Here is a 24,251-nt window from a genome sequence, read left to right as displayed (position 1 = left end):
AGGCGCCCTTCAGCCCAGGATCATCTCGCCATGTTCGGCGAGGTAGATGCGCAGCCATGGGGTGAAGGCCTCGGGCTCCGCCGTGATGCGGGCGCGGAGCTCGGGCAGCGTGAGCCAGGCGGTATCCATCACCTCGGCGGCATTGGGCGCGGGTTCGACCCCTGCCCCCGCCTCGGCCACGAAGATGTCGACCAGCTCGTGCTCGGTCATGCCGCCGCCGACCTCGGCGCGGTATTCCACCTGCCCGCGATACAGCGGGTCGAGACCGCGCAGCCCCAGCTCTTCGTCGAGCCGGCGCAGCGCGCAGTCACGCGGTGCTTCGCTCCAGTGCGGATGGGTGCAGCAGGCATTCGCCCAGAGGCCCGGCGTGTGGTACTTTTCCAGAGCGCGGCGCTGCAGCAGGGTACGGCCGTCGCGCATGACGAAGACAGAGACCGCCTTGTGACGCAGCCCCTTGAGATGCACATCGAGTTTCTCCGCCGGAACGAGCTCTCCGTCCACCCATGCGGGAATGTCCTGGGCCATGCTTTGCCTCCATCTGAGGCGCCTGTTTCCTCTCTGCCCGCATCAAGGTCAAGCCACGGGAAATTCTCGGCACCGGGCATTCCGTCGCAGCGCGCCGCGGTGCAGAGTGTCCTAGACCTGTCCCTGGAGACGCGAAACTGGAGAAGTGTATGTACAGCAAGATGATACTGGGTATCGCAGCCATGATCGCGGCGGGCTCCGCGCAGGCGGGTGACGCAGAAGCGGGCAAGAAGCTCTTCGAACAGCGCTGCCGCGCCTGCCACATGATCCAGGCCGATGATGGCACCCCGATCCAGAAAGGCGGCAAGACCGGCCCGAACCTCTACGAGGTGATCGGGCGCACCGCCGGCAGCGAGGAAGGCTACCGCTACAAGGACTCGGTGGTCGAGGCGGGTCAGAAGGGGCTGGTCTGGGACGAGGCAAGCTTCACGGCCTACGTCCAGGACCCCTCGGCCTTCCTGAAGGAGTACCTCGGAGACGGCGGTGCGCGGTCGGGCATGACCTTCAAGCTGCGCAAGGGGGCCGAGGACGTCTACGCCTACCTCGCGTCGGTCGGCGAGTAAGACACGGGATATACCGCGAAATCGAAAAAGGGCGCTCCCCGGGGAGCGCCCTTTCTGTCTGCGTGGGTCAGCGTCCGATCAGAAGGCGTTGGCAGCCGCCACCGAACGCTGTGTCGTCGTCACGCCGCTGTTGACGATGCTGAGCAGGGTCTGCAGTCCGGCCAGCGGGCTCTCGGTCGCGAGCACCACGTCATCGGGATAGATCTGGAATTTGCGGGCGGCGAAGAGACCGTCGGCGGTGGTCATGTCGAAGGTGAACACCACCTGCTGCATGTTCGGCCTGGAGGCGGACCGGCTCAGCTGCTGCGGGGTATATTCGCGCAGCACCATGACGCCGGTGGGATCGGCTCGCACGTCGTAGAGGCCGCCGATCAGCGACAGCGCCTCGAGTGCATTGATCTCGTCCTTGGGGAAGTTCACCAGCGTCTGCCGCGACGAGGCGCCGATGCCGGTGAAGGTGCGGTAGTCCTCCTCGATGATCACCGAGTCGCCGGGCAGCAGCAGCGTGTTGTAGCGGCCGTCCTCCATCAGGGTGCGTGCCGATATCTCGTAGGTGCTGCCCTGCCGGATCAGCCGCACCAGCGGGTTCTTCAGCGTCGGGCTGATGCCGCCGGCATCGGCAATCAGGCCGAAAATCTTGTAGTTGCGAGAGGGCATCGGGAAGCTGCCGGGCCGGGCCACGCCGCTGACCATCTCGATGGCATTGCCGCGGCCCTCGGTGAGGCTGACCTGCACCTGCGCCGTGGGCACGATCGCCTCGAGCTTTTCCTGGATGCGCTTGCGCGCCGACGCCGGGGTCAGGCCGCGGATGAAGACCTCGTCCACATAGGGCAGGAAGATCGCGCCATCGGCATCGACCTGCACGTTGGGCAACACGGTGGATTTCTCGGCGGCATTGGTCAGCAGGGAGTTTTCCTGGCTGTCCCAGATGCGGATGTCGACCAGGTCGCCGGCCTGGATCACGCTCTGCTCGGCACCGGCGCTGGTGCCAAGCCACCGGCTGTCGAGCACCGGGCCGGTCGGCGGCCACGAGGTGATCAGCGACATGTTGGACCGGGTTACCTCGACAACCTGGAAGCTCGGATTCTCCTTGTCCGCTTGCGCCAGGATTTCGGATTGCACCGCGGCCCCCCGGGGCAGCGCGCAGCCGGAAAGAAGAGCAAGGCTCGCGACGAGAGCAATGAGGCTTCGCGATCGTGTAGGCACGTCAGTCTCCGGATCGTTCCGAGGGATTCTAAAGTCCTGTACAAGGTGATAGACAGATCCCGGGGGCGGGAAAAGAAAACGGTCCCCCGGCCCGGCATTTCTTCGCTGCGCGTTGCGCGCTTGCCTACAGGAGACCGACGGTCATGACGCTCTCGAAGCGGTTGCTCGACATCTTGTTGTCCTCGCTGCTGCTGATCGTCCTGTCGCCGCTTCTGCTGGGGCTGGCCCTCGCCATCCTGATCCGCGACGGCGCGCCGGTCCTCTACCTCTCGGAGCGGATGAAGACCCCGGAGCAGGCCTTCCGCCTTTGGAAGTTCCGCACCATGCGCCCCGATGCGCGGGACCGTGGGGTGTCGGGCGGCGACAAGGCAGGCCGAATCTCGAAAACGGGAAACTTTCTCAGGCGCTGCAGGCTCGACGAGCTGCCGCAGCTCTGGAACATCCTGCGCGGCGACATCAGCTTCGTCGGCCCGCGCCCGCCGCTGCGCCGCTACACCGAGATGTTCCCCGAGCTCTACGCCGAGGTGCTGCGGGCCCGCCCCGGGGTGACGGGGCTGGCCACCCTCGCCTTTCACCGCACCGAGGAGCGGCTGCTCGCGCCCTGCCGCGATGCCGACGAGACCGAGGCGGTCTATTGCCGGCGCTGCGTGCCGCGCAAGGCACGGCTCGACCTGATCTACGCCCGCCGCCGCAGCCTTTGTTACGACCTGCGGCTGATGGCCGCGACGGTGGTTCGGCGCATCGGCCTGCATTGATCGCTCAGCGGCGGAGCTGCTGCAGGGTGACCGGGCCGGTGGTCTCGCCGAGCCATTGCATGGACGTGAGGATCTCTCCGGTTCCGTCCACCAGATAGGCGTCGGTAAAGGCGATCTCGCCGCCGTCGCTGCAATCGGCGCGCAGGGCGGTGACCGTGGCACGGACCAGCCCCTGCGCGATCTCAGAGCTCTGGCCCGGGGTGACCGTGCAGCTAAAATTCAGGGTCTCGGTCACGCCCTCGGCGGTCAGGTAACGCTGCACGTAGCGCGCCTGCCCGGCGCTGCGGGCGCGCAGCAGGGCCAGAAGCTGGTCTTCCTCGACCGACATCAGATCGCCGCCGAAGCCGCGCGTGGCGGTTATCATGCCGTTGCGCAGCACGATCGCCAGACGGTCGGAGGTGGCGTAGGTCCGGTGCGCGCCGTTGCGCTCGATCTCCAGCGCCAGCCCCTCGGCCTTTCGCTCGGTGATGCCGAAGCGGATCACCGGCAACTCCGTGGCGGCAAGCGTCTGCGCGACCTGCTGGTCGGAAACCGGCTTCGGATCCCCGGATCCGCCGCCGCCGAACAGGCTGGTATAGGTGGTTTGCAGCACCGGGTCGCGGCGGGGGTCGTTGCCGCAGGCGGCCAGTGCGGCGATCAGCCCGGCCAGGAGCCCGGCGCGGCAGCATGTCTTGAAGGTCATCGCCAGAATCGTCCCCAGGAAGCGGCCGCGTCGGGCTCGTGATTTTCGCGGATGCGCTCGTATAGCCGATTGTCGACGGACAGCCGCGCGCCGCCGTCGCGCTGCACCGAGCGGATGGTCAGCGTGGTGTCGTTGCGCGACGGCTTGCCGGTGCCGACGGACAGCGGGATGGTGAATATCAGGCCCTTGTCGAAGGATCCCTCGCCGAAATCATCGGCAGAGACATCGGTGACCGTGGCAAAGGCGCCGATCCGCCAGCCGTTGACGAACTCTCGGGTGAAGGTCAGCGTCGCGCCGGTGTCGCCGGCGAGGTAGCGGCCGACGTCGAGCTGCGCGTTGTAGCCCTTGCCGAAGTCGTAATAGGCCGAGACGTGGCCGTTCACATGCGGAAAGCTGCGGGTGATGCCGGTGACCGGGTCGGTGGTCTCGTTGCCCTGCAGGCCGAACAGCATGTCGTAGTCGCGGCGTTCGACGTAGTTGATCTCGGCTCCGATCGCCAGGCGGCTGTCCATCGGTTTCCACAGCAGTTCCGCCGAGGCCCCGGCGTACATCGCCTCAAGGTAGCCCACGGTCAGGCGGCTGTAGAACTGGCTCGCGGGCTTGCCGTAGAAGGCCAGCGTCAGGCGCGGGATCCGCGGATCGGCCTCACGCGCGTATTCGGCGTAATCGGTGCGGACCCGAGGCAGCTCCGAGGCCGACTCCCGCGTGATTTCGTCGAGGTTGCCGACGATCTTCTTGTTGATCGAGCCGCTGAAGATGATGTTCGGGGTGAACTGGACTTCGCCGCGCAGCGAGGCGCCGAGGTCGATGCGCAACGGACCGTCGGGGTCGAAGGTGGCATAGCCGAAGGAGGGCGCCAGCGACCACAGGAAGCGCGGGTATTCCGCGAGCTCCATCGCCGGGGTGTCGCGCGGGGCCTCGTCGAAGCGCGCCCGCGCCAGCATCTCGACCGCGGCCTCGTTCTCCAGCGCCTCGAGATCGGAGCGACGGAGGGTCACCGCTGAGGTCGGCATGCCGTTTTCGGACGGAACGATCACGAATTCCTCGACCGAGCCCGGCAGTACCCGGCTCATCACCCGCGCGGCGCGGCCGATGGCCTGGGCCGGGGCGCTGTAGGTCGTATTGCGCAGTCGCAGCGTGGCGCGGTGCGGCTCGAGGTCGAAGCCCTCGAGATCGAGCCTCTCGCGTTCGAGGCTGCGCGCCAGCCGAGCCTGGGTCGAGGCCTCGGCGGCGGCAAGGTCGGTGGTCCAGCCGAGGTCCGCGGTTTCGGCCGGGCTGCGCGGGCTGACCGGGTCGGGCGCGCTTTCGACACCGCCGGGAACGCCGAGCGTCCTGGGGTTCATCGCATAGGTGAGCTGGGCCCCCAGCGTGCTGCCATGAGCATAGTAGAGCGACAGCTGCGTGCCGCCGGCGAAGCGGTAATCCATGCCGAGGTTGATTGGCGAATTATGCTCGAAACCGGCCTGTTCGGATTCGATGTCATAGGCGTCCGAGGAGTATTCGACCTTGAAGGTCAGCCGCTCGTTCGGCGACCAGGCGACGCCGCCGAAGGGCGCGATGTCGCCACGGAACCAGCGGTCGGTGGTGGGCTGGCCGCCGGTGCCGAGGACTTCCGCGGAGCGCTCACCGAAGCCGTCGAAGCCGTTGTAGCTGCCGAGGCGCCCCCAGCCGAGACCGCCGGTGACCTGCCAGCCCGGGGCGACGGTCTTGGTGGCGACGAGATACTCGCCGCTGTAGATGCCGGTGCCGATGAAATCCTGCAGGCCGAGCACCACCGACGGGCGCCACGTGCCCTCAGTGAGGATCTGGAAGCGCAGGTCGAAGCTGCGGTCGTAATAGACCCCGTCCACCGAGGCGTTGTGGTCGAAATCCTCGATGCCGGTGTAGCGGAAGGTGCCGATGAGCCGGGGGGCGATCTGGAAGCTCACCGAGCCGCGGTTGGCGGTGCCGATGCGGCCATAGGTCATCCCCAGCGTCGCATCGGGGGCCATGTTGGCGTCGGGCATGTCGATGAGGCCGGGCAGGCCGTAGAGGTTGAAGCTCGGCACGGTGTCCGCCTGAACGGCGCCTGCCAGCGCCGTCGCTCCGGCCAACATTGCCGCGATACCCGCACGTCTTGCCATCACGTCCTCACCCGCCCATGCGCACACGCCTTTTTTGAGAACGCTAAGGGCAAACAGGACACCTGTCTACGATTTGCATTCCGTAGCGTCAGCCTTTCGGGCATCGCGGCACGGTTCCGCCGGGGCGGGGCCGGAAACTCCGGAGATTTCGATATTTTAAGGCAGGGGTAACCGCGAGACCGTTATTCCGGCGTCGGGGTGCAAGGAAAGTGGTGGATATGGCCGTCGACAGCAATGTCGCGCCAGTCATCATCAAGCGGAAGAAGAAGGCAGGCGGTCATGGTCACCATGGCGGCGCCTGGAAAGTTGCCTACGCGGATTTCGTGACGGCAATGATGGCCTTCTTCATGCTGATGTGGCTGCTCAACGCGACGACCGAGAAACAGCGCAAGGGGCTTGCGGATTACTTCAACCCGTCCATCGCGGTCGCCCGCATCTCGGGCGGCGGCGACGGGCTGATGGGCGGGGACAGCACCTTCTCCGAGAACGTCCTGCCGCGCATGGGCACTGGCGCGACCTCGCTCCACGCAACAGAGATGACCGCCGCGCGGGGCAGCGAGACCGAGGGCGATGCAGAGGCCGCCGCCGAAACCGCCGAGCTCGAAGAGCTGCGGGACCGGCTCACCGCCCGCAGCGGCGAGAGCATGGTGGACGACGGGCTGATGCGCCATGTGGTGACGCGGGTCACCGACGAGGGGCTGGTTGTCGAGCTCTTCGAGACCCCGGAGGCGCGGCTCTTCGACGAGGGCGGAAATCCGACCTTCCTGTTGCGCCGGCTGTCGCAGATCGTGAGCGGCGCGGGCCGGACGGTGCGCAACCCGATCGCCATCGAGGCGCATGTGCCCGCGTCGCCCATCGTGCTGGCGCACGACCGCAGCTGGGAGAATTCCGCCGAGCGCGCCTCGCGGATGCGCGAACTGCTGCAGGGTGAAGGCGTCGCCAAGAGCCGTATCGCGCGGGTCACCGCCCATGCGGACCGCGAGCCCGCACGGGGCAATCCCATGGATGTGCGCAACGGCAGGATCGAGGTGATCTTCCTGCGCAAGTGAACGGCGGGGTGTGCGCTGGGCGTATCTGCGGGGGCAGGGCAGCGCGTCGGCTGCCTGACACGCGCGATCAGGGCGCCGCGCTGGGAAAGATGCCTCGCGCCGAGCGGGGCGGACTCCGCTGCGCCTGCGGTGGCGGGGTCTTCGGCCCGATCTGGGGCCAAGACGAGCGGGCGGAGACGAGCGGGTCAAGACGAGCGGGCGAAGCCGGATTTTCCGGGGATTTTACCTGTTAGCGCCGCGTTAAGTCGCCGCCCGTAGTGTCCCTGAAGACGGGAACAGGTGACAGCAGAAAGGTGCGCCCATGACCATCTCTTCGTCTCTGAACGCCGGTGTCTCGGGGCTCACGGCCAATGCCAGCCGGCTGGCGGCGATCTCGGACAATATCGCCAATTCCTCGACCTACGGCTACCGCCGGGCCGAAACCGAGTTCAACGCGCTGGTGATGACCGACGGGGGCCGATCCTACACGGCGGGCGGCGTGATGTCATCGAACATGCGGGTCATCGACCAGAAGGGATCGCTCGTCACCACCGAAAGCGCGACGGACCTTGCGGTGCGGGGCAGGGGGATGCTGCCGGTCGTCCCCGGTCCGCAATACAATGCCAACCCATCCGAACCCGAGCTCTTGCTGACCTCCACCGGCTCCTTCCGCATCAACGAGGAAGGGTACCTGGCGAACGAGCTGGGCTACTACCTGATGGGCTGGCCGGCCGACATCGACGGCTCCATCCCCAACTTCCCGCGCGACACGGTGGACGGGCTCGAGCCGGTGCGCTTCAGCCTCAATCTGCAAGGCGATCCGACCACCTCGGTGGCGATGAGCCTGAACCTGCCCGCCACCGCGACGATGTCCGATTCGGACGGCGCCTCGGAAACCCTGTCGGTGGAATATTTCGACAATCTCGGCGTGTCGCAGAACATCGCGATGACCTTCACGCCGACGGTGCCGGCAACGGGCATGTCCAACGAATGGACCATCCAGATGACCGATTCCGCCTCCGCCGGCGCGGTGATCGGCGAATACGTGGTGACCTTCGACGACACGCGCGCGGCGGGGGGCAAGATCAGCACGGTGACCACGGTCTCGGGCGGCGCCTACAACGGCACCACCGGGACGATGACGGTGACCGTCGCCGGCGGGCCGATCGAATTCGACATCGGTGCGATCGGCGACACCATTGGCCTGTCGCAGCTGTCGAACAGCTTCGCGCCGATCTCGATCAACAAGGATGGCTCGCCGGTGGGCAACATGGTCTCGGTCGAGGTGGACGAGAACGGCTATGTCAACGCGCTCTACGACAGCGGCGTGAGCAAGACGATCTACCAGATCCCGCTGGCCGACCTGCCGAACCCGAACGGCATGATCCCGATGGACAACCAGACCTTCAAGCCATCGCCGGAAAGCGGGTCCTACTTCCTGTGGGACGCGGGCGACGGGCCGACCGGGGACATCAAGTCCTATGCGCGCGAGGAATCGACCACCGACGTGGCGCAGGAGCTGACCGACCTGATCCAGACCCAGCGGGCCTACTCGTCGAACGCCAAGGTGATCCAGACCGTCGACGAGATGCTGCAGGAGACGACCAATATCAAACGCTGACCGTCCGCGCCGCGGGGCCTGAGCTGACGGCAGGTTCCGGGTGCTGGGCGTCACGCAAGACGCAATTCCAGAGGAGATCGGCGCATGTCCCTGACCGGAGCGCTTTCCAACGCGACAAGCGGGCTCACGGCGAACAGCCGGGCGGCCACCGTCGTTGCATCCAACATCGCCAATGCCACCACGGAAAATTACGGCCGACGTGTGCTGGACACGGCGTCGCGCGGCAGCGGCAGCCACGGCGGGGTGACCGTGCTCGGGGTGACCCGTCTCGTCGATTCCGCGGTGCTGTCGGACCGGCGGCTGTCGGACGCCGCTGCCGGCTTCGCCTCCGACATGGAGGCTTTTGCCACGCGCTTCGGCGGGGTTGTCGGCGAAAGCGGCGCGGCGGGCTCGCTCACCGGCCGCCTCTCGGTCTTCGAGACCGCGCTGGTTTCTGCCGCCGCCGACCCGGCCTCGACGCAGCGGTTGCAGACGTTGGCGCAGGCCGGACTGGATTTCACCGACACGCTGAACACGCTCAGCTTCGAGCTGCAGCAGAGCCGGGTCGAGGCGGATGCCTCCATCGCGCGCCAGGTGGACCGGCTGAACATAGGCCTCGCGCGTGTGCGCGCATTGAACGAGGCGATCTCGGCCGAGGTCATCCGCAAGGGAGATGCCGCCTCGCTGAAGGACGAGCGCCAGCGGGTGATCGACGAGTTGGCCGAGATCGTGCCGCTGCGCGTTGTCGAGCGGCCGCTCGGGGCGCAGGCGCTCTATGCCGCCTCCGGCACCGTGCTGCTAGACCCGACGATCAACAGCGCCCCGGCCGAGATAGGCTTCACCGCCACCGGGGCGATTGACGCCGCGATGACGCTCGCGGGCGGCGCGCTCTCGGAGTTGTCGCTCAACGGCGTGGCCATTTCGAGCAGCAACAGCGGTCCGCTGGGCGGCGGCACCCTCGGGGCGCAGCTGCAGATCCGCGACGTACTGGCCCCCGAGCTACAGGCCGGTCTCGACGGGCTGTCGCGCGACCTGATCGACCGCTTCGCCCCTGGCGGGCCGGACACAACGCTGGCGGCGGGGGATCCCGGGCTTTTCACCGACGCCGGGGCGGCTTTCGATCCCTTGGACGAGGCCGGTCTTGCGGGGCGCATCACGCTCAACGCCCTGGTCGATCCCGAGGGAGGGGGCCCTTGGCGGTTGCGCGACGGGCTGGGCGCGGCGAGCCAAGGTCCGGTCGGTGATGCGACGCTGATCACCGGCTACATGGCGGCGATGGAGGCCCTGACCGTCCCCGCCTCCGCCAGCCTCGGCACCGGCAGCAAGGGCTTCGCGCAACACGTGGCCGAATTCCATTCGGCGATGTCGCTGACCCGGGTGCGGGCCGAGGACGCGCTGAGCTTCACGCAGGCCCGGAACACGGCGCTGCGCGAGATCGAATTGTCGAAGGGGGTCGATACCGACGCCGAGCTGCAGGCACTGATCCGCATCGAACAGAGCTATGCCGCCAATGCGCGGGTCGTCAGCGTCGTGGACGAGCTGATGCAGCGGCTGCTCGCCATCTGAGGAGAATGGACATGGACACGGTCGGAGACCTGGCACGCAGCCTCGTTCTGGGGACGCATCACACCCGGCTCAACCGCGAGCTGGACCAGCTCGGGGTCGAGATCGCCACGGGGTTCGTGCGCGATCCGGCGCGGCACCTGCAGGGCGACGTCACGGGGCTGGTGGCGCTCGACCGCGATCTGTCGCGCCTCGAAGCCTTTCGCATCAGCACGACCGAGGCCGCGGCGCGGGCGGCGACAATGCAGACCACGCTCGAGGAGATTCAGGGCCGGGTCGAGCTGTTGTCGCAGGTGTTGCTTTCGGCCGAGCTGACACCCACGCAGGAAATGCGCGAAACCTTTGCCGAAGAGGCGCAGAACGCCATGGGGCAGGTCCTGGGCGGGCTCAACCGCAACATCGGCGGACGTTTCCTCTTTTCCGGCACCGCGAATGACACGCCCGCGGTGGCCGGTCTCGACACGATGCTCGCCGATCTGAGAAGCGCGCTCGCGGGTCAGACCACGGCTGATGATATCGACACCGCTCTGGACGCCTGGTTCGACACGGTCGGCGGCAGTTTCGAGACGTCGGGCTATCTCGGGGCCACCGAGGATGCCAGCCCGATCCGCCTTGGCACCGGCGAGTCGGTTGCGCTGGATGTGCGCGGTGACGACGCTGTGTTCCGCGCCGTGCTGAAATCCGTCGCCAAGGCGGCGCTCGCAACGGATGACACGCTGGCGCTTGCGCCCGAGGTGCAGACCGAATTGCTGTCGCAAGCAGGGCGCGAACTCCTGGGGCACCAGCAGGGGCTGGTAGAGATGCGCGCCGGGCTCGGTGCCAAGGAGGCGCGGATCGAGGAGGTGACCGCGCGCAACGCGGCGCAGCGCACGGCGCTGAGCATGATGCGGGTCGAGCTGGTTGGGACCGACAGCTTCGAGGCGGCAGCGCGCTACGAGAACGTTCGGGCGCAGCTCGAAAGCCTCTACGCGATCACCGCGCGCTCGTCGCAGTTGTCACTGGTGGACTTCCTGTAATGCGATCTGCGCGGCTCCGCCTCCTGACGATCCTGGCGCTGGGCGCGCTCGTGCTTGGCACCGCGCCGCAGGTGGCAGCGCAGGCGGTGCGGATCAAGGATCTGGTGGAGATGGACGGGGTGCGGTCGAACGACCTGGTTGGCTACGGGCTGGTGGTCGGCCTGAATGGTACCGGCGACGGGCTGCGCAATGCGCCCTTCACCGAGGAGATCATGCAGAACATCCTCGAGCGCCTCGGAGTAAATGTCACCGGAGAGCAGTTCCGCCCGCGCAACGTGGCGGCGGTTTTCGTCACAGGGCGGTTGCCGCCCTTCGGTCGTGCCGGAAGCCAGATCGACGTGACGGTCTCGGCGATCGGCGATGCCAGCAGCCTGCTTGGCGGCACGCTGATCATGACGCCGTTGAATGCCGCTGACGGGCAGATCTACGCGGTGGCGCAGGGCACGGTGATTGCCGGCGGGGCCGACGCGCAGGGTGCCGCGGCGCGGGTGGTTCAGGGGGTTCCCACCTCCGGGGTGATCCCGGCCGGGGCGCGGATCGAGCGCGAGGTGGAGTTCGACTTCACCCGGCTGTCGACGTTGCGTCTTGCCCTGAGGGAGCCGGATTTCACCACCGCGGGCCGGATCGAGCAGGCAATCAACGCCGCGGTCGGATCCGCCGCAGCCCAGATGCTCGACGCAGGAACGGTGTCGGTCGACCTGCGGCAGACCGGTGCAGGGTCCCCGGCGCGGGCGGTGGCGGCGATCGAGAACCTGCCGGTCCAGCCGCAGCGCCGCGCCCGGGTGGTGGTCGACCAGCGCTCCGGCACCATCGTCATGGGCGAGGACGTGCGCATCTCGCGGGTCGCGGTCTCGCAGGGCAATCTCACACTGCGCATCGACGAGGCGCCGCTGGTGGTACAGCCCAACCCCTTTGCCGAGGGCGAGACCATCGTCGTGCCCCGCACCAATGCGGAGATCGTCGAGGAGCCGGGCATCGGCCTTGCCGAGGTCCCGGGCGGGACCTCGCTCTCCGAGGTGATCGCCGGGCTCAATGCGCTGGGCGTCTCGCCGCGCGACATGATCGACATACTCAAGAGCATCAAGGCGGCGGGCGCGCTTCATGCGGAATTCGTCGTCATGTGAGCCGGGCGGCGGGCCGTTCGCCGCACCGGCAGTTGCTGAAAACCAGGGGTGAAGGAGTCACCGGATGCTCGGCATCATCGGCATAGTTGTCATCTTCGGCATGGTCTTCGGCGGCTACCTGGCCGCGGGGGGCAAGATGGCGATCATCATAAAGTCGCTGCCCTTCGAGATGATGATGATCGGCGGGGCGGCGGCTGGAGCTTTCCTGCTCGGCAATGATGGCGGCGTGGTGAAGCACACGCTCAAGGACATCGGCAAGGTGTTCAAGGGGGTGAAATGGAAACCCGGCGACTACAAGGAGTTGCTGTGCCTGCTCTTCGAGCTGATCAAGCTTGCGCGGCAGAGCCCCGTGGCGATCGAGGAACACGTGGAATCGCCGGGCGAGTCGGCGATCTTCTCGAAATACCCCAAGATCCAGTCCGACAAGGTCGCCATCGAACTGATTTGCGACACCATGCGGTCGATGTCGATGAACTACGACGATCCGCACCAGGTCGAGGAGGTGCTCGACAAGCGCATCGAGGCGATGGAGGAGCATCTCATGCATTCCAGCCACGCGCTGCAGAGCATGGCGGACTCCCTGCCGGCGCTGGGGATCGTGGCGGCGGTGCTCGGGGTGATCAAGACCATGGCCTCGATCGATCAGCCGCCGGAGGTGCTGGGCAAGCTGATCGGCGGCGCGCTGGTGGGCACCTTCCTCGGGGTTTTCCTCGCCTATGGGTTCATGGGGCCCTTCGCCAACAAGGTGAAATCCGTGGTCGGAGAGGACCTGCATTTCTACAAGCTGATCCGCGAGGTGCTGGTGGCCAACTTGCACAACCACGCAACCAACATCTGCATCGAGGTCGGCCGCCAGAACACACCGGCGCATTTCCGGCCAAGCTTCGTCGATCTCGAGGAGGCGCTGAAATCGGTCAAGCAGGAGGCGGCATGAGGCGCGCCTGTCGTCGAACCGCCAGAGGCATCGCGCGCCTGTGCCGCCTGTGCTGCCTGTTCGCCTTGCTGCCGTGCGCCGTGGTCGCTCAGACGATCGAGGTGCGCAGTGGCGAACATGCAGGCTTCACGCGGCTGGTGCTCGATCTCCCTGCCGGTGTCGGTTGGCAGGGAAAGGTCGCGGCGGAGCGTATCTACCGGATCGAACTGGACAGTGCGGGCTTCGATTTTGCGCTCGATGGTGTCTTCCGGAGGATCGGAGGCGAGCGTCTCTCGGAAGTGACCGCGCTGGACGGCGGCAGGGGACTCGAACTGCGCCTGGCCTGCGACTGCATCGTCGATGCGTCGCAACATGACGGTCGGATGGCGGTGCTCGACATCAGGGCACGGCGCGCTGACGAACCGCTGCCCGGGCCGACCGCGCCACCTGCAGCGTTTTCAACAGAGGCGCTCCGCGCGTCCGTGTCGTCGCCCGGCACGGTGCCCGGGTCGTCATCCGGACCGGAGACTGGACAGAGGTCTGGACAGAGGTCTGGACAGGGGGCTGGCGCCGAGTTTGGCCCGGAAGCTGGACCGGGGTTTGCGCAGGCGCCCGCGGTCGTTGTCGCCACGGCCCAGACGGCCCAGGAGGGCGCGGCCGCTGGAGCAGCTGGCGCCGGGGTTGATCTTGGGCTTCTCCCGGGCCTGTCCGATGCGGCAGGGGCGCGTTCCCTCTTGCCGGTCTTCGACCCGGGGCCGGCATTGGCGGCACAGGCCGAGGCGACGCAGGCCGAGCGCGAGATCGCCGACGACTTCGGCCGCGCGCTTGCCGAACAACTCGCGCTTGGGGCGACCCAGGGCTTGCTCGACGCCGATGGCCCCGGGCGCGCCCCGTCGGAGACCGCGAACCGGGGCGAGGCGGTTCCCGGTACAGGCGGCGTGCAGCCTTCGGCCCAGAGCAGTGCCCAGACGAGTGCCCCGACCAGCGACCCGCTCGGCGCCGAGCTGGTCACCGGGTCTCCCGCCCAGGGATTCGGCTCCTCCTCGGTGCTGCGGATCGGCGGCCAGCGCGCCTGTCTCGATGACCGGCGGCTCGATGTCCCGGGCTGGTTCGGGACTGGCGGCGAGGCCGGGGCCGTTGCGCGGATCGGAGAGCTGCGCGGCCGGCTTTTGGGCGAGTTCGACCGGGTCGATGGTGCGGTGCAGCGCGATCTGGCGCGGCTCTACGTGTCTCTCGGCTTCGGCGCCGAGGCGCGGGCACTGTTGCGGCTCGAGGATGACCTTCCCGACCCGGTGCTCATGACACTGGCGACGCTGAGCGAGGGCGGCAGCGATCCCGCGGGCGTTTTCGCCGGACAGAGCGAATGTCCGGGTCGTGCCGCGCTCTGGGCGGTGCTCGGGGCGCGGGGTTTGCCCGAAAACGCGGAGATCGCGATCCCCGCGGTCATGAGTGCCTTCGAGGAGCTGCCGCTCGGCCTGCGGCAGTCCCTGGGGCCGAGGCTGGCGGAACGTCTCGTCGAAGAAAGGCACAACGATGCGGCCCGAAATGTCCTCTCGCGGCTCGCCCGGGCACTCGGGCGCAGCACCGAGGAGATGCAGCTCGCTTCGGCGCGCATCGCCCGCGCCAGCGGCAACCCCGCGGAGGCGGGGGCGCTCCTGTCCGAGCTGATCGCCGCGCCCGGGGAGCTGGGCGTGGCCGCGGCGGTCGAAAGCATCGAGCTTGCCGCAGAGGAGGGCCAGCCGGTGGCGCCCGGCATGGTTGATCTGACCGCGGCTTATAGCACCGAGCGGCGCACCACCGACGCGCGTGATACGCTCTGGCTGACGCACGTGCGTGCGGCCTGGGCGAGCGGCGAGTTCGACCGTGCTTTTGCCGAGATCGCTGCCCCCGGCGACGTGGCCACCGAGACGGCTCTGCAGGCCCGGACCGAGGCGCTGGGCGCGCTCACCGATGCGGGAGATGACGGCAAGTTCCTGCGCCACGCGATGGATCCGGAAAACATTGCGCTGGCGCCGGCATCGCCGCGCCTGGCCCTGCGGATCGCGGATCGCTTGCTGGCGCTCGGGCTGCCCGAGGCAGCCGGCACATGGCTGGCCGGTCCCGCGCCGCCCGGGCAGCTGCACGACTGGCGGCTGTTGCAGGCGCGCGGAAAGCTCGCGCAGCAGCAGCCGGAAGAAGCGGAAATCGCCCTGATCGGCCTACAGGGCAATGACGTGCTGCGCCTGCGGGCCGCGGCGCGCGAGGCGATGGGAGACTATGACTTCGCCCGCACTGCCTATGCCGAGCTTGGAGACGCCGAGAACGCTGCCCGGCTCGCATGGCTTGCGGGGGATCTCGATGCGACCGCGGGTGGTGTCGATCCGCTGCGGGCGGAGGCCGCGGCGCTTGCCCAGGCCGCACCGCCCGACCTCGGCCCATTGTCGCTGGCACAGGGCAAGGCCTTGGCCGAGAGCGGACAGGATACCATCGACACGGTCCGCGCGCTGCTGGCCGGGAGTGCGCTGCCCGAGTTTTGAGGGGCGTTCTGGGGGCAGGGCGCTGAGGCGGGATGCAGGGGCGTGATGTAGGGGCGTGATGTAGGGGCTGAGGCAGGAAAAAGGTCTGCCGGCGGGATAGGCGTGGAAAGGAAATCGAAAGCGAATCCGCCTAGACCGGCGGAGCAGTCTGCAGGATGCGGAATGACGGAAACAAGAGCCAGAACGGTCTTTCGGTACGATGCGGCAAGCCTCGACTTGCGGCGACTCCGAAGTCTTGCCGCCGCGCGGGTGCGGTGCCTCGTACTGGCGCTCGTATGGCTGTTGCTTTGGGGGCTGGCAGATGCCGGGCGTGCCGCCACCGGGGATGCGCAGCGCTGTGACCGGGCCGCGATGGTGGCCGCGCGCGCCCTGGGGGTGCCGCTGCCGGTGATGCGCGCTGTCACGCGGGTCGAAACCGGGCGCCGCCGTGACGGCGTGCTCCAGCCCTGGCCGTGGACCGTAAATCTGGGCGGTGACGGCTATTGGTTCGACAGCGCGGCCGAGGCCCGCGCCTTTGCCGCCGCACAGGTGGCGCGCGGGCGTCGGAACATGGATATTGGCTGTTTTCAGGTCAACCTGCGCTGGCACGGAGGCGCCTTTCCCTCCACCGACGAGATGTTCGATCCTGAGGAAAACGCGGCCTACGCCGCCAGGTTTCTCAAGCGCCTGCGGGCGGAGCGGGGCGATTGGGACCGCGCCGTGGCAGCCTATCACAGCCGCACGCCGAAATTTGCGGACCGCTACATCGCCCGGTACCGCGCCGTGCGGGCCGCGCTCGATGACGCGCCGGTCGCGTCTCCCGGAGCCAACGCCCCGTTGGTGAACCGCTTTCCGCTTCTGATCGGCGAGGGGCAGCGTGCCGCGGGGTCTCTGACACCGCTGGGCCGCGGCCTGCGCCCCTTCCTCGACCTGCGCGGCAGGGCCGGGGGCTGAGCCGTGACCGAACCCGTCGCCGCCCCCAGCCTGTTCAAGCCCACGGTTCTGCTGGCCGTGGCGCTGATGGCGATCATCGTGATGATGATCCTGCCAATGCCGTCTCTGGTGCTCGACCTCGGGCTGGCGGCCTCCTTCGGCCTGGCGATCCTGATCTTCACCGTCACCCTGTTCATCGAGCGGCCGTTGGATTTCTCTTCCTTCCCGACGATCCTGCTCGGCTCGCTCATGCTGCGTCTGTCGCTCAACGTCAGCTCGACCAAGCTGATCATCGGCCAGGGCCACACCGGGACGGGCGCCGCCGGCGACGTGATCGAGGGTTTTGCCAATTTCGTCATGGGCGGCAGCGTCTTCCTGGGCCTCGTGGTCTTCGGCGTGCTGATGATCGTGAATTTCGCGGTGATCACCAAGGGCGCCGCGCGCATGGCCGAGGTCGGCGCGCGTTTCGCGCTCGACGGCATGCCCGGCAAGCAGCTGGCGATCGACAGCGACATGTCTGCCGGGGCAATCGACCATGCCGAGGCAAAGGTCAGGCGCGAGCGCGAACAGCAGGAGACGACCTTTTTCGGCTCGCTCGACGGCGCGTCCAAGTTCGTCAAGGGCGATGCCGTTGCCGGGCTGCTGATCACCCTGCTGAACCTCGTGATGGGCATGATCATGGGCGTCTTCGTGCATGGCATGGCGCCGGGAAACGCCTTTGAGACCTACGCGATCCTGACCGTCGGCGACGGGCTGGTTTCGCAGATTCCAGCGGTGATCATCTCGATCGCCTCGGGTCTGCTGCTGGCGAGGGGCGGAGCGACAGGGGCGACCGATGTGGCGGTCGCCGGGCAGCTGGCACGTCACCCGGCGGCGCTGGGCACCGTCAGCGTGCTGATGGCGCTCTTCGCGCTGGTGCCGGGGCTGCCGTTCGTGCCCTTCATGCTGGGGGCCGCGACGCTGGGCGCGCTGGCGCTGCGGATGCGGGGGCGCCTTCTGAAGGCCGAGTCCGCACCACCGGAGTCCTTCCCGGAGACGCCGCGCGAGCGGCCCATCGGGGACGTTCTGGACCTTGACGAGATTCACCTCGAATTCGCGCCCGACCTGGTGAACATGGTGCTGGATCCGGGCACCGGGCTGGATATCCGCATCGCCAACATGCGGCGGCACGTGGCCGCGAGCTACGGGCTGATCCTGCCCGAGATCCGGCTCACCGACGCGCCGGCGCTGGCCACCGGGGTCTACGTGATCCTCGTGCACGGGGTCGAGGTGGCGCGCGGCGAGCTGAACCCGGACTTGGTGCTGGCGCTGGTGCCTGACGATGCCCGCGCGCTGCCCGATGGGCGCGACGTGACCGAACCCGTTTACGGCGCCCCGGCCCGCTGGATCCGCCCCGAGGAGCAGGACCGTGCTGCGCTCACCGGCGTTACCATTGTTACCCCGGCCGAGGTGCTGGCGACGCATCTTCTGGAGGTGATCAAGCGCAACTTCGGCCGACTTCTGACGCTCAAGGCGCTGCGCCGTCTGCTCGACGAGATGGTCTCGCTCTCCGATGCGGCGCGGGCCGAGGCCAATCGCCGGCTGCTCGACGAGCTGATCCCCGACAAGGTGCAGATCGACACGCTGCACGCGGTGCTGCGCCTGCTGCTCGAGGAACAGGTGAGCATCCGCAACATGCCGCTGATCCTCGAGGCGGTCGCCGAGATGCGCGGACAGCAAACCGCGCCCGAGGCGATCTGCGAGCACGTGCGTCAGCGGCTCGGCTTCCAGCTCGTCGCCGGCATGCGCCGCGAGGACGGGACGATCCCGCTGATCCAGCTGGCGGCGGAATGGGAGGAGACCTTTGCAAGCCACCAGGTCGATGGCGGGCGCGGCGTGCTGGACGTGGCGCTGCCGCCCGAGACCTTCGAGGCGCTGACCCGCGGCATTGCCGAAGAGGTGGGCAACGCCGGCGCACGCGGCATCTACCCCGCGCTGGTCACCTCGTCGCGCCGGCGCCGCTTCCTGCGAACCATCATGGCGGCCAAGGGGCTGGCAACCCCGGTCCTGTCTTTCGAGGAGATCGGCCTCGAGGCACGCCCGGCGCTGGTCGGGCTGGTGGTCGCATGACCGGGCTCGGCGCGCTGGTCGATCTCGGCACGCAGGGCCTCTGGCTGGGGCTGCTGATCCTGCTGAGGGTCGGTGCCGCGCTCTTCGCGCTGCCGGGGCTCGGGGAAACCTGGGTGCCGCCGCGCCTGCGGCTGATGCTGGCCATGCTGATCAGCGCCGCGATGCTTCCGGCGGTTGGCCCGATGCTGCCGACGGATCCGCCCTCGCTGGCCCAATTTCTGCGCGCCCTGGCAAGCGAAACACCCGTCGGGCTTTTCCTCGGTCTGATGCTGCGGCTCTTTGTCTTTGCGCTGCAGACCGCGGGCACCATCGCCGCGCAGGCGACCTCGCTCTCGCAGCTGCTTGGAAACGCCGCGACCGAGCCGATGCCGGCCCTGGGGCATGTGCTCAGCGTCGCCGCGCTGGCGCTGCTCATGGTGACCGGATTTCACATCAAGGCGGTGGCCTTTCTCATCCTCTCCTACGAGTTGATGCCGCCGCTGAGGCTTCCCGATTTGGCGGTGCTGGCGGCGGTCAGCCGCGCAGAAGCCAGCCGTGCCTTTGCGTTGGCCTTCTCGCTGGCAGCCCCCTTCGTGATCCTCTCGGCGCTCTACAACCTGACGCTGGGCTTCATCAACAAGGCGATGCCGCAGCTGATGGTTGCCTTTGTCGGCGCGCCGGTGATCACCCTGGGGGCGGTGGCGCTGATGGCGCTGGTGGCTCCGGCGCTGCTGGCGGCATGGATGTCGGCGCTCGACAGTTTCCTGTCGAACCCATTCCGGTGATGCGGCATGGCGGGGGAAGACGGAGCAGAAAAGAGCCACGAGCCGTCGCCGCACAAGCTGGCGGAGGCGCGGCGCAAGGGCGACATCGCGCGTGCGCCGGACCTGCTCACCGCGGCGGCCTACCTCGGGCTGCTGCTGGTGGCCTTTGCGGCGGGACCCGGCGCGCTCCACGGGTTCGGCGCGCTGCTGGTCGCGCCGATCGACCGACCGGACCGGCTGATCCCGCTGTTCTTCGACGAGCCCGCCGCGGCCATCGTCGGTGGGCTGATGGGCGATGTGCTCGGCGCGATCTGGCCCTGGCTGCTGGTTCCCGGGCTCGCGGTGCTTTTGGCGCTTCTTGCAACGCGCGGTCTTGTCTTCACCCCGTCGAAGCTGATGCCGAAGATCGAACGGCTCTCGCCGCTGGAGAACGCGCGCAACAAGTATGGGCGGCGCGGTCTTTTCGAGTTTTCCAAGAGCCTGGGAAAGCTCTGTCTCTATTCCTCGGTGCTGGGCCTGTTCCTGTCGTCGCGGCTCGAACAGATCGCCGCCAGCGTTGCTCTCGCGCCCGGAGAGGCGGCGCAGCTCCTGGCACGTCTCATGCGCGATTTGCTGGGGCTCGCCGTGTTTGTGGCGCTGGCGCTCGGCGGGCTCGATCAGCTCTGGCAGCGGGCCGAGCATCTGCGTCGCAACCGAATGTCCCAGAAGGAGCTGCGCGACGAACAGAAAGAGGCCGAGGGGGATCCGCTGTACAAGCAGCAGCGGCGGGCTCGGGCGCAGGAGATCGCGCTGAGCCGCATGATCGCCGAGCTGCCGCGCGCCGACGTGGTGATCACCAACCCGACCCATGTCGCGGTCGCCCTGCAATGGAGCCGCGCCCCTGGTTCGGCCCCCAAGTGCATTGCCAAGGGCCGGGACGAGATCGCCCGGCGCATGCGTGAGATCGCGGTGGAGCACGGGGTGCCGCTGCATTCCGATCCAGTCACCGCGCGCGCGCTTTACGCCACGACCGAGATCGGCCATGAGATCGCGCCGGAGTTCTACCGTCCGGTGGCCGCGGCCATCCGCTTTTCGGAAGAGATGCGCGCGCGCGCTCGGCGTGGGTGGAGGGGCGGCCCATGAGCGGAGCCGAGACGGACCTGCTGCGCATCGCCGCGCTTCTCCGGGAGCGGGCGCTGAGCCTCTACCGGCGCGACCTGGAAGCCGAAAGGGCCCTGCGGGCCGGGCGCGACGCCATCGATGGGCTGCGCCGTGATGCGCTGGTGGATGGCCTCCGCCTGGGGGCGCACCAGATGCTTGGGATGGGAATGCTCTGGCAGGGCGAACTGCAGCGCCGGCGCACCGCGCTCCAGCTCGGCATCGCCGAGGCGCGGGCGCGACAGGGATATAGCGGCGCTCTGGCTCGGGATGCCTTTTCCCGTGAAGAGGCCGCCCGCCGCATCGTCGAATCTGTCCGCAAGGCAAGGGCGGACCGCCGGCTCGCGGCAGACGAACGCGGTCTCGAAAACCTCGCGGCGCTCCGGATGTGGCGGGCGGATGAGGACGGAGAGCCGGGGCTTTGAGATGCTTCAGTTGTCCTGCCGGGCGATATCCGTGATCAGCACGTTCTTTACCCGCGCGCCGAGCGCGTTGCGGGCGGCTTCAAAGAGCACCCGGCGCAGCGCGTCCATGCGCGGCGTCTCGGTGAAATTGCCGTCGAACCCGCCGATATTGGCGTGGTCGAAGAGCGTGCGCAGGAAGCTGTCCCGGAGTTTCGGCTCTTCCTCGAAGACGCCGGCGGCGCTGCCGGCGGTGACCTCGAGCGAGATCGCCAGAACGACCAGTGCGACGACCCGCGAGTCCGCCACCACCGGCACGACGAACTGGTTGTTGAGTTTGACGAATTCCGTCTCTGCGCCGTGCCCTTCGGCAGCGTCGCCGTGATCCGCGCCTGCCGAAACTGCCGACCCGTGATCGGCCGGTGCACCGTGGCCCTCCGCGCCGGTGCCGTCGTCGGGAGGGGCGGCGTCATGCGCCGAAGCCTCGGCGCCGGTCCCGGAGGCATGATCGTCGCCGCCGGTGCCAGGCGCAAGGAAGAGCCCGGCTCCGATGCCCGCGCCGGTGCCGATGAGTGCGAGAAGGAGGGGGAGAAGTTTTTTCACCAAAGCGTCCTTAGAACGGCAGGATCACGTCGAGCGCCTGCTGGCCGTAGCGGGGCTGCTGCATGTCGCTGATCTGGCCGCGCCCGCCGTAGGAGACCCGCGCCGAGGCGATCTTGTCGTAAGTGATCTCGTTCTGGCGCGAGATGTCCTCGGGCCGCACGAAACCGGAGACGAGCAGTTCGCGCATCTCGAAATTGACCCGCACCTCCTGCAGGCCGGAGATTTCGAGCACGCCGTTGGGCAGGATCTTGGTGACCGTCGCGGCGACGCGCAGCGTCAGTTTTTCGTTGCGCTTGACCGACCCGTCGCCGCTGGCGCTGCTGGCGCTGCTGATGTCTACCGCCGTGGCCAGCGAGGTGCCGTCGGTCATCGTCGCCTCGTGGCGCTGCGGGTAGCCGAGAAACTCGGGGATGCCGAGGCTCTCGGACCCCGAGCGCGAGCGGTCGGTGGAATTGGAGATCTCCGCGCGTTCGTCGATCTCGATCACCACGGTGAGGATGTCGCCGGCGCGCATGGCGCGGCGATCGCCGAGCAGCGAGCCACGCGCGCCGCTCCAGAGCGAAGCGTGATCGGTCACCCGCAGCGGCAGGCCGGGGTCCGCGGCCGAGGAATAGGCCATTGCCGCATGTTCCGCACCGGTTTCCTTCGGGGTGAAACTGGGCGGTTTGCCGAGGTGATCGAACCGTGTGCAGGCGGCGAGACCCAGCAGGCCGAAGAACAGGATGAACCGACAGATCATGGCTTACTCCGGCGAGACATCGACTTTGCCGCCGGGCTCGATGATGCCGACGAGAAGGTTGCGAGAGGACAGGTTCATCACGCGGATCCGATCACCGGCGCTGCCACGGGACAGGGCGCGGCCCTCGGTGGCGATGCGCAGCCCTGCGTGGGTGTAGATCAGTTCGACCAGCTGATTGCGCTCCACCAGTGCGGGTTCGGCAAGCTGCGCGGTCATCAGTGGCTGGCCGGCGTAAACGGCGACACGGGTCTCGCGGCCGACCACCGCCTCCAGCGTTCTGGCCGCGCCCTCGGCCTCGCGCGCAGCCACACGGACGGCCTCGGGGGCAATGACCTCCTGCGCGCGAATGGTGCGGGTGGCAACGACGATCTCGGCCCCGGCGGGCGGGGCGACGAGCATCAGCAGGAGCAGAGCGCGCCGCATGATCAGCGTACCTGCACCGTGGCTGCGAGCATCTGGTCCGCCGTGGTGATCACCTTCGAATTGAGCTCGTAGCCGCGCTGTGCCTCGATCAGCTCCGTGATCTCGTAGATCGGATCGACGCTGCTTTCCTCGAGGTAGCCCTGGCGCAGCATGCCCAGCCCTTCGATCCCGGCGGTGCCCTGCAGTGGCGGACCCGAGGCTTCGGTCTCGGTGAAGAGGTTGCTGCCGATCGCCTCCAGCCCGCGCGGGTTGGTGAAGCCGGTGATGGTGAACTGGCCGAGCAGCTGCGCCGCCACCGCATTGTCGAAATAGGCGTAGACCTCGCCCTGGGGGTTGATCGAGATGCTCTTGGCATCCTCGGGAATGGTGATCTCGGGCGCGACGGGAAGGCCTTCGGAGGTGACGATGAGCCCCTCCGCGCTGCGTTTCAGCGCGCCGTCGCGGGTGTAGCCCGGCAGGCCCGAAGGCAGCGTGACCTCGAGATAGCCCTTGCCCTCGATGGCGAGGTCGAGATCGGCCCCCGTGGCCGAGGAACTGCCTTGCGCGAGATTGACGGAGACCGCCGCGGGGCGCACCCCAAGGCCGAGCTGCACGCCGGTGGGCAACATGGTGCCGTCCGAGGCGCTGATTGTGCCCGCGCGGTGCAACTGCTGGTAGTGCAGGTCGGCAAATTCGGCACGGCGGGCATTGTAGCCCGTGGTGCTCATGTTCGAGAGGTTGTGCGAGATCACCTCGACCCGCATCTGCTGGGCACTCATGCCGGTGGCGGCGATTTTCAGGGCGCGCATTGGGGGCCTCCTTGTCTGATGACTTGTCTTTCACTGTGGATGGTTCGGGTCAGGTCTGGACGCTGGTGCGGGGTCAGGTGAACAGGGTCTTGATGGCGGTGCGCTGGCGTTCATCCTCGCGGTCGAGGAAGGTCTGACCCAGCTCGTAGGCACGCTGGACCTCGATCAGTCGGGCCAGTTGCAGGATCGGATCGACGTTTGACGATTCCAGCGCGCCCTGGATTATTTTTGGATTCTCGACGGGTTCCGTCCCATCCGGGGCGCGGAAGAGGGTGGCCCCCTCGCGCTCCAGGGCTCCGGCGTCGGGCGGTCGGACGAGCCCGATCTGGCCGACGGGCGTGCCGTCGCTGCTGAGCGTGCCGTCGCGGGCGACCGCGAGCTGGCCCGGAGGTACGAAGACCGGCCCGCCCCCGGCGCTGAGCACCGGGTGGCCGTCATGGGTGACCAGGTCGCCTTGGGCGCTGGTGGTGAAGGCGCCACTGCGGGTGAGCCGCTCGCCCGCCGGGGTCTGGACGGTGAAGAACCCGTCCCCCTCGATTGCCAGGTCGAGGGAGGCGCCGGTGCGGGTGATCGCGCCTTGGACGAAGGAGCTGTCGCGCACATGTGCGGCGCTCATCGAGACCGATCCGCCGCGATCCGTCGCGCGGATGTATTCGGAGAAGATCAGCCCCTGCTGCCGGTAGCCCGTGGTGTTGGCGTTGGCGACATTGTTGGCGATGAGCTGCAGCTCGCGCATCAGGCCGCTCTGGCGGGATAGGACGGTATAGCCAGCGGTTTCCATC

At 68.0% G+C, this 24,251-nt stretch carries 23 protein-coding genes; 14 read left to right on the top strand and 9 right to left on the bottom strand.

Annotation, left to right across the window (positions count from 1 at the left end; genetic code table 11):
- Positions 1-9: 9 nt before the first annotated feature.
- A complete protein-coding gene (gene idi / locus BM397_RS15380) occupies positions 10-525 on the bottom strand; it encodes an isopentenyl-diphosphate Delta-isomerase (protein ID WP_092425640.1) in 516 nt (171 codons plus the stop codon).
- Between the two features lie 149 nt (positions 526-674).
- Here idi and BM397_RS15375 point away from each other — a divergent pair, with 149 nt between their 5' ends.
- Complete coding sequence (locus BM397_RS15375; protein ID WP_092425638.1) at positions 675-1,088, top strand: c-type cytochrome; 414 nt, start codon at positions 675-677, stop codon at positions 1,086-1,088.
- A 78-nt stretch (positions 1,089-1,166) separates the two neighbouring features.
- On the opposite strand, the gene BM397_RS15370 is transcribed toward BM397_RS15375, so the two are convergent.
- Positions 1,167-2,210, bottom strand: coding sequence for a polysaccharide biosynthesis/export family protein (locus BM397_RS15370; protein ID WP_245696093.1), 1,044 nt, complete (start codon positions 2,208-2,210; stop codon positions 1,167-1,169).
- Between the two features lie 227 nt (positions 2,211-2,437).
- On the opposite strand from BM397_RS15370, the gene BM397_RS15365 reads away from it, so the two are divergent.
- Entirely contained in the window at positions 2,438-3,049 is a 612-nt protein-coding gene (locus BM397_RS15365) for a sugar transferase (RefSeq protein WP_092425635.1), read from the top strand.
- Positions 3,050-3,053: 4 nt separating this feature from the next.
- On the opposite strand, the gene BM397_RS15360 is transcribed toward BM397_RS15365, so the two are convergent.
- On the bottom strand, positions 3,054-3,731 hold the full coding sequence (locus BM397_RS15360; protein ID WP_092425633.1) for a YjbF family lipoprotein: 678 nt from the start codon (positions 3,729-3,731) through the stop codon (positions 3,054-3,056).
- On the bottom strand, positions 3,728-5,854 hold the full coding sequence (locus BM397_RS15355) for a YjbH domain-containing protein (RefSeq protein ID WP_245696092.1): 2,127 nt from the start codon (positions 5,852-5,854) through the stop codon (positions 3,728-3,730). The genes BM397_RS15360 and BM397_RS15355 overlap by 4 nt, the downstream gene beginning before the upstream one ends.
- Positions 5,855-6,072: 218 nt before the next feature.
- On the opposite strand from BM397_RS15355, the gene BM397_RS15350 reads away from it, so the two are divergent.
- The 12 genes from BM397_RS15350 (at position 6,073) to BM397_RS15295 (ending at position 20,940) form a co-directional block, all read left to right on the top strand.
- Positions 6,073-6,903 (top strand): flagellar motor protein MotB, encoded by an 831-nt coding sequence (locus BM397_RS15350; RefSeq protein ID WP_092425628.1) that lies wholly within the window; start codon positions 6,073-6,075, stop codon positions 6,901-6,903.
- A 301-nt stretch (positions 6,904-7,204) separates the two neighbouring features.
- Positions 7,205-8,503, top strand: a complete 1,299-nt coding sequence (locus tag BM397_RS15345) for a flagellar hook protein FlgE (protein WP_092425625.1) — start codon at positions 7,205-7,207, stop codon at positions 8,501-8,503.
- Positions 8,504-8,587: 84 nt separating this feature from the next.
- Positions 8,588-10,048, top strand: a complete 1,461-nt coding sequence (locus BM397_RS15340; RefSeq protein WP_092425622.1) for a FlgK family flagellar hook-associated protein — start codon at positions 8,588-8,590, stop codon at positions 10,046-10,048.
- 11 nt (positions 10,049-10,059) lie between these two features.
- Positions 10,060-11,061: a flagellin gene (locus BM397_RS15335; RefSeq protein WP_092425619.1), complete on the top strand. Its 1,002-nt coding sequence runs from the start codon at positions 10,060-10,062 to the stop codon at positions 11,059-11,061.
- Positions 11,061-12,185 (top strand): flagellar basal body P-ring protein FlgI, encoded by a 1,125-nt coding sequence (locus BM397_RS15330; RefSeq protein WP_245696091.1) that lies wholly within the window; start codon positions 11,061-11,063, stop codon positions 12,183-12,185. The genes BM397_RS15335 and BM397_RS15330 overlap by 1 nt, the downstream gene beginning before the upstream one ends.
- A 64-nt stretch (positions 12,186-12,249) precedes the next feature.
- Complete coding sequence (motA, locus tag BM397_RS15325) at positions 12,250-13,119, top strand: flagellar motor stator protein MotA (RefSeq protein ID WP_092425617.1); 870 nt, start codon at positions 12,250-12,252, stop codon at positions 13,117-13,119.
- A complete protein-coding gene (locus tag BM397_RS15320; RefSeq protein ID WP_092425614.1) occupies positions 13,116-15,614 on the top strand; it encodes a hypothetical protein in 2,499 nt (832 codons plus the stop codon). The genes motA and BM397_RS15320 overlap by 4 nt, the downstream gene beginning before the upstream one ends.
- A gap of 162 nt (positions 15,615-15,776) precedes the next feature.
- Positions 15,777-16,547 carry a transglycosylase SLT domain-containing protein gene (locus BM397_RS15315; protein ID WP_245696090.1) on the top strand — a complete coding sequence of 257 codons (771 nt, stop codon included), beginning with the start codon at positions 15,777-15,779 and terminating at the stop codon, positions 16,545-16,547.
- A 66-nt stretch (positions 16,548-16,613) separates the two neighbouring features.
- The gene (flhA, locus tag BM397_RS15310) at positions 16,614-18,635 is read left to right on the top strand and encodes a flagellar biosynthesis protein FlhA (RefSeq protein WP_092426185.1); all 2,022 of its coding nucleotides are present in this window, start codon (positions 16,614-16,616) and stop codon (positions 18,633-18,635) included.
- Positions 18,632-19,399 (top strand): flagellar biosynthetic protein FliR, encoded by a 768-nt coding sequence (locus BM397_RS15305; RefSeq protein WP_092425610.1) that lies wholly within the window; start codon positions 18,632-18,634, stop codon positions 19,397-19,399. Before flhA ends, BM397_RS15305 begins: the two co-directional genes overlap by 4 nt.
- Before the next feature lie 6 nt (positions 19,400-19,405).
- Complete coding sequence (locus BM397_RS15300) at positions 19,406-20,500, top strand: EscU/YscU/HrcU family type III secretion system export apparatus switch protein (RefSeq protein WP_092425608.1); 1,095 nt, start codon at positions 19,406-19,408, stop codon at positions 20,498-20,500.
- A complete protein-coding gene (locus tag BM397_RS15295; RefSeq protein WP_092425606.1) occupies positions 20,497-20,940 on the top strand; it encodes a hypothetical protein in 444 nt (147 codons plus the stop codon). Before BM397_RS15300 ends, BM397_RS15295 begins: the two co-directional genes overlap by 4 nt.
- A gap of 6 nt (positions 20,941-20,946) precedes the next feature.
- On the opposite strand, the gene BM397_RS15290 is transcribed toward BM397_RS15295, so the two are convergent.
- From BM397_RS15290 to BM397_RS15270, 5 genes are all read right to left on the bottom strand, one after another.
- The gene (locus BM397_RS15290) at positions 20,947-21,522 is read right to left on the bottom strand and encodes a flagellar basal body-associated FliL family protein (protein WP_176806685.1); all 576 of its coding nucleotides are present in this window, start codon (positions 21,520-21,522) and stop codon (positions 20,947-20,949) included.
- A 7-nt stretch (positions 21,523-21,529) separates the two neighbouring features.
- Positions 21,530-22,258: a flagellar basal body L-ring protein FlgH gene (gene flgH / locus BM397_RS15285; protein WP_092425604.1), complete on the bottom strand. Its 729-nt coding sequence runs from the start codon at positions 22,256-22,258 to the stop codon at positions 21,530-21,532.
- Positions 22,259-22,261: 3 nt separating this feature from the next.
- On the bottom strand, positions 22,262-22,681 hold the full coding sequence (gene flgA / locus BM397_RS15280) for a flagellar basal body P-ring formation chaperone FlgA (RefSeq protein WP_092425602.1): 420 nt from the start codon (positions 22,679-22,681) through the stop codon (positions 22,262-22,264).
- A 2-nt stretch (positions 22,682-22,683) separates the two neighbouring features.
- Positions 22,684-23,469, bottom strand: coding sequence for a flagellar basal-body rod protein FlgG (gene flgG, locus BM397_RS15275; protein WP_092425600.1), 786 nt, complete (start codon positions 23,467-23,469; stop codon positions 22,684-22,686).
- A gap of 73 nt (positions 23,470-23,542) precedes the next feature.
- Positions 23,543-24,250 carry a flagellar hook-basal body complex protein gene (locus BM397_RS15270; protein ID WP_092425597.1) on the bottom strand — a complete coding sequence of 236 codons (708 nt, stop codon included), beginning with the start codon at positions 24,248-24,250 and terminating at the stop codon, positions 23,543-23,545.
- Position 24,251: the final 1 nt, after the last annotated feature.

Origin of the sequence: Alloyangia pacifica (genome assembly GCF_900116195.1) — a bacterium.
Classification (GTDB): Bacteria; Pseudomonadota; Alphaproteobacteria; order Rhodobacterales; family Rhodobacteraceae; genus Salipiger; species Salipiger pacificus.
The sequence above is the reverse complement of the archived record's forward strand: the minus strand, read 5'-3'. Positions and strand labels throughout refer to the sequence as shown.

What these genes read in the sequence shown, in the direction of transcription:
- BM397_RS15330 (WP_245696091.1), top strand. Translation starts at nt 11,061, where the DNA reads ATGCGATCTGCGCGGCTCCGCCTCCTGACGATCCTGGCGCTGGGCGCG.
- motA (WP_092425617.1), top strand. Translation starts at nt 12,250, where the DNA reads ATGCTCGGCATCATCGGCATAGTTGTCATCTTCGGCATGGTCTTCGGC.
- BM397_RS15320 (WP_092425614.1), top strand. Translation starts at nt 13,116, where the DNA reads ATGAGGCGCGCCTGTCGTCGAACCGCCAGAGGCATCGCGCGCCTGTGC.
- BM397_RS15350 (WP_092425628.1), top strand. Translation starts at nt 6,073, where the DNA reads ATGGCCGTCGACAGCAATGTCGCGCCAGTCATCATCAAGCGGAAGAAG.
- BM397_RS15365 (WP_092425635.1), top strand. Translation starts at nt 2,438, where the DNA reads ATGACGCTCTCGAAGCGGTTGCTCGACATCTTGTTGTCCTCGCTGCTG.
- BM397_RS15355 (WP_245696092.1), bottom strand. Translation starts at nt 5,854, where the DNA reads ATGGCAAGACGTGCGGGTATCGCGGCAATGTTGGCCGGAGCGACGGCG.
- flgA (WP_092425602.1), bottom strand. Translation starts at nt 22,681, where the DNA reads ATGCGGCGCGCTCTGCTCCTGCTGATGCTCGTCGCCCCGCCCGCCGGG.
- BM397_RS15345 (WP_092425625.1), top strand. Translation starts at nt 7,205, where the DNA reads ATGACCATCTCTTCGTCTCTGAACGCCGGTGTCTCGGGGCTCACGGCC.
- BM397_RS15305 (WP_092425610.1), top strand. Translation starts at nt 18,632, where the DNA reads ATGACCGGGCTCGGCGCGCTGGTCGATCTCGGCACGCAGGGCCTCTGG.
- idi (WP_092425640.1), bottom strand. Translation starts at nt 525, where the DNA reads ATGGCCCAGGACATTCCCGCATGGGTGGACGGAGAGCTCGTTCCGGCG.
- BM397_RS15335 (WP_092425619.1), top strand. Translation starts at nt 10,060, where the DNA reads ATGGACACGGTCGGAGACCTGGCACGCAGCCTCGTTCTGGGGACGCAT.
- BM397_RS15375 (WP_092425638.1), top strand. Translation starts at nt 675, where the DNA reads ATGTACAGCAAGATGATACTGGGTATCGCAGCCATGATCGCGGCGGGC.
- BM397_RS15300 (WP_092425608.1), top strand. Translation starts at nt 19,406, where the DNA reads ATGGCGGGGGAAGACGGAGCAGAAAAGAGCCACGAGCCGTCGCCGCAC.
- BM397_RS15340 (WP_092425622.1), top strand. Translation starts at nt 8,588, where the DNA reads ATGTCCCTGACCGGAGCGCTTTCCAACGCGACAAGCGGGCTCACGGCG.
- BM397_RS15295 (WP_092425606.1), top strand. Translation starts at nt 20,497, where the DNA reads ATGAGCGGAGCCGAGACGGACCTGCTGCGCATCGCCGCGCTTCTCCGG.
- flhA (WP_092426185.1), top strand. Translation starts at nt 16,614, where the DNA reads ATGGCGATCATCGTGATGATGATCCTGCCAATGCCGTCTCTGGTGCTC.
- flgH (WP_092425604.1), bottom strand. Translation starts at nt 22,258, where the DNA reads ATGATCTGTCGGTTCATCCTGTTCTTCGGCCTGCTGGGTCTCGCCGCC.
- BM397_RS15315 (WP_245696090.1), top strand. Translation starts at nt 15,777, where the DNA reads ATGACGGAAACAAGAGCCAGAACGGTCTTTCGGTACGATGCGGCAAGC.
- flgG (WP_092425600.1), bottom strand. Translation starts at nt 23,469, where the DNA reads ATGCGCGCCCTGAAAATCGCCGCCACCGGCATGAGTGCCCAGCAGATG.
- BM397_RS15270 (WP_092425597.1), bottom strand. Translation starts at nt 24,250, where the DNA reads ATGGAAACCGCTGGCTATACCGTCCTATCCCGCCAGAGCGGCCTGATG.
- BM397_RS15360 (WP_092425633.1), bottom strand. Translation starts at nt 3,731, where the DNA reads ATGACCTTCAAGACATGCTGCCGCGCCGGGCTCCTGGCCGGGCTGATC.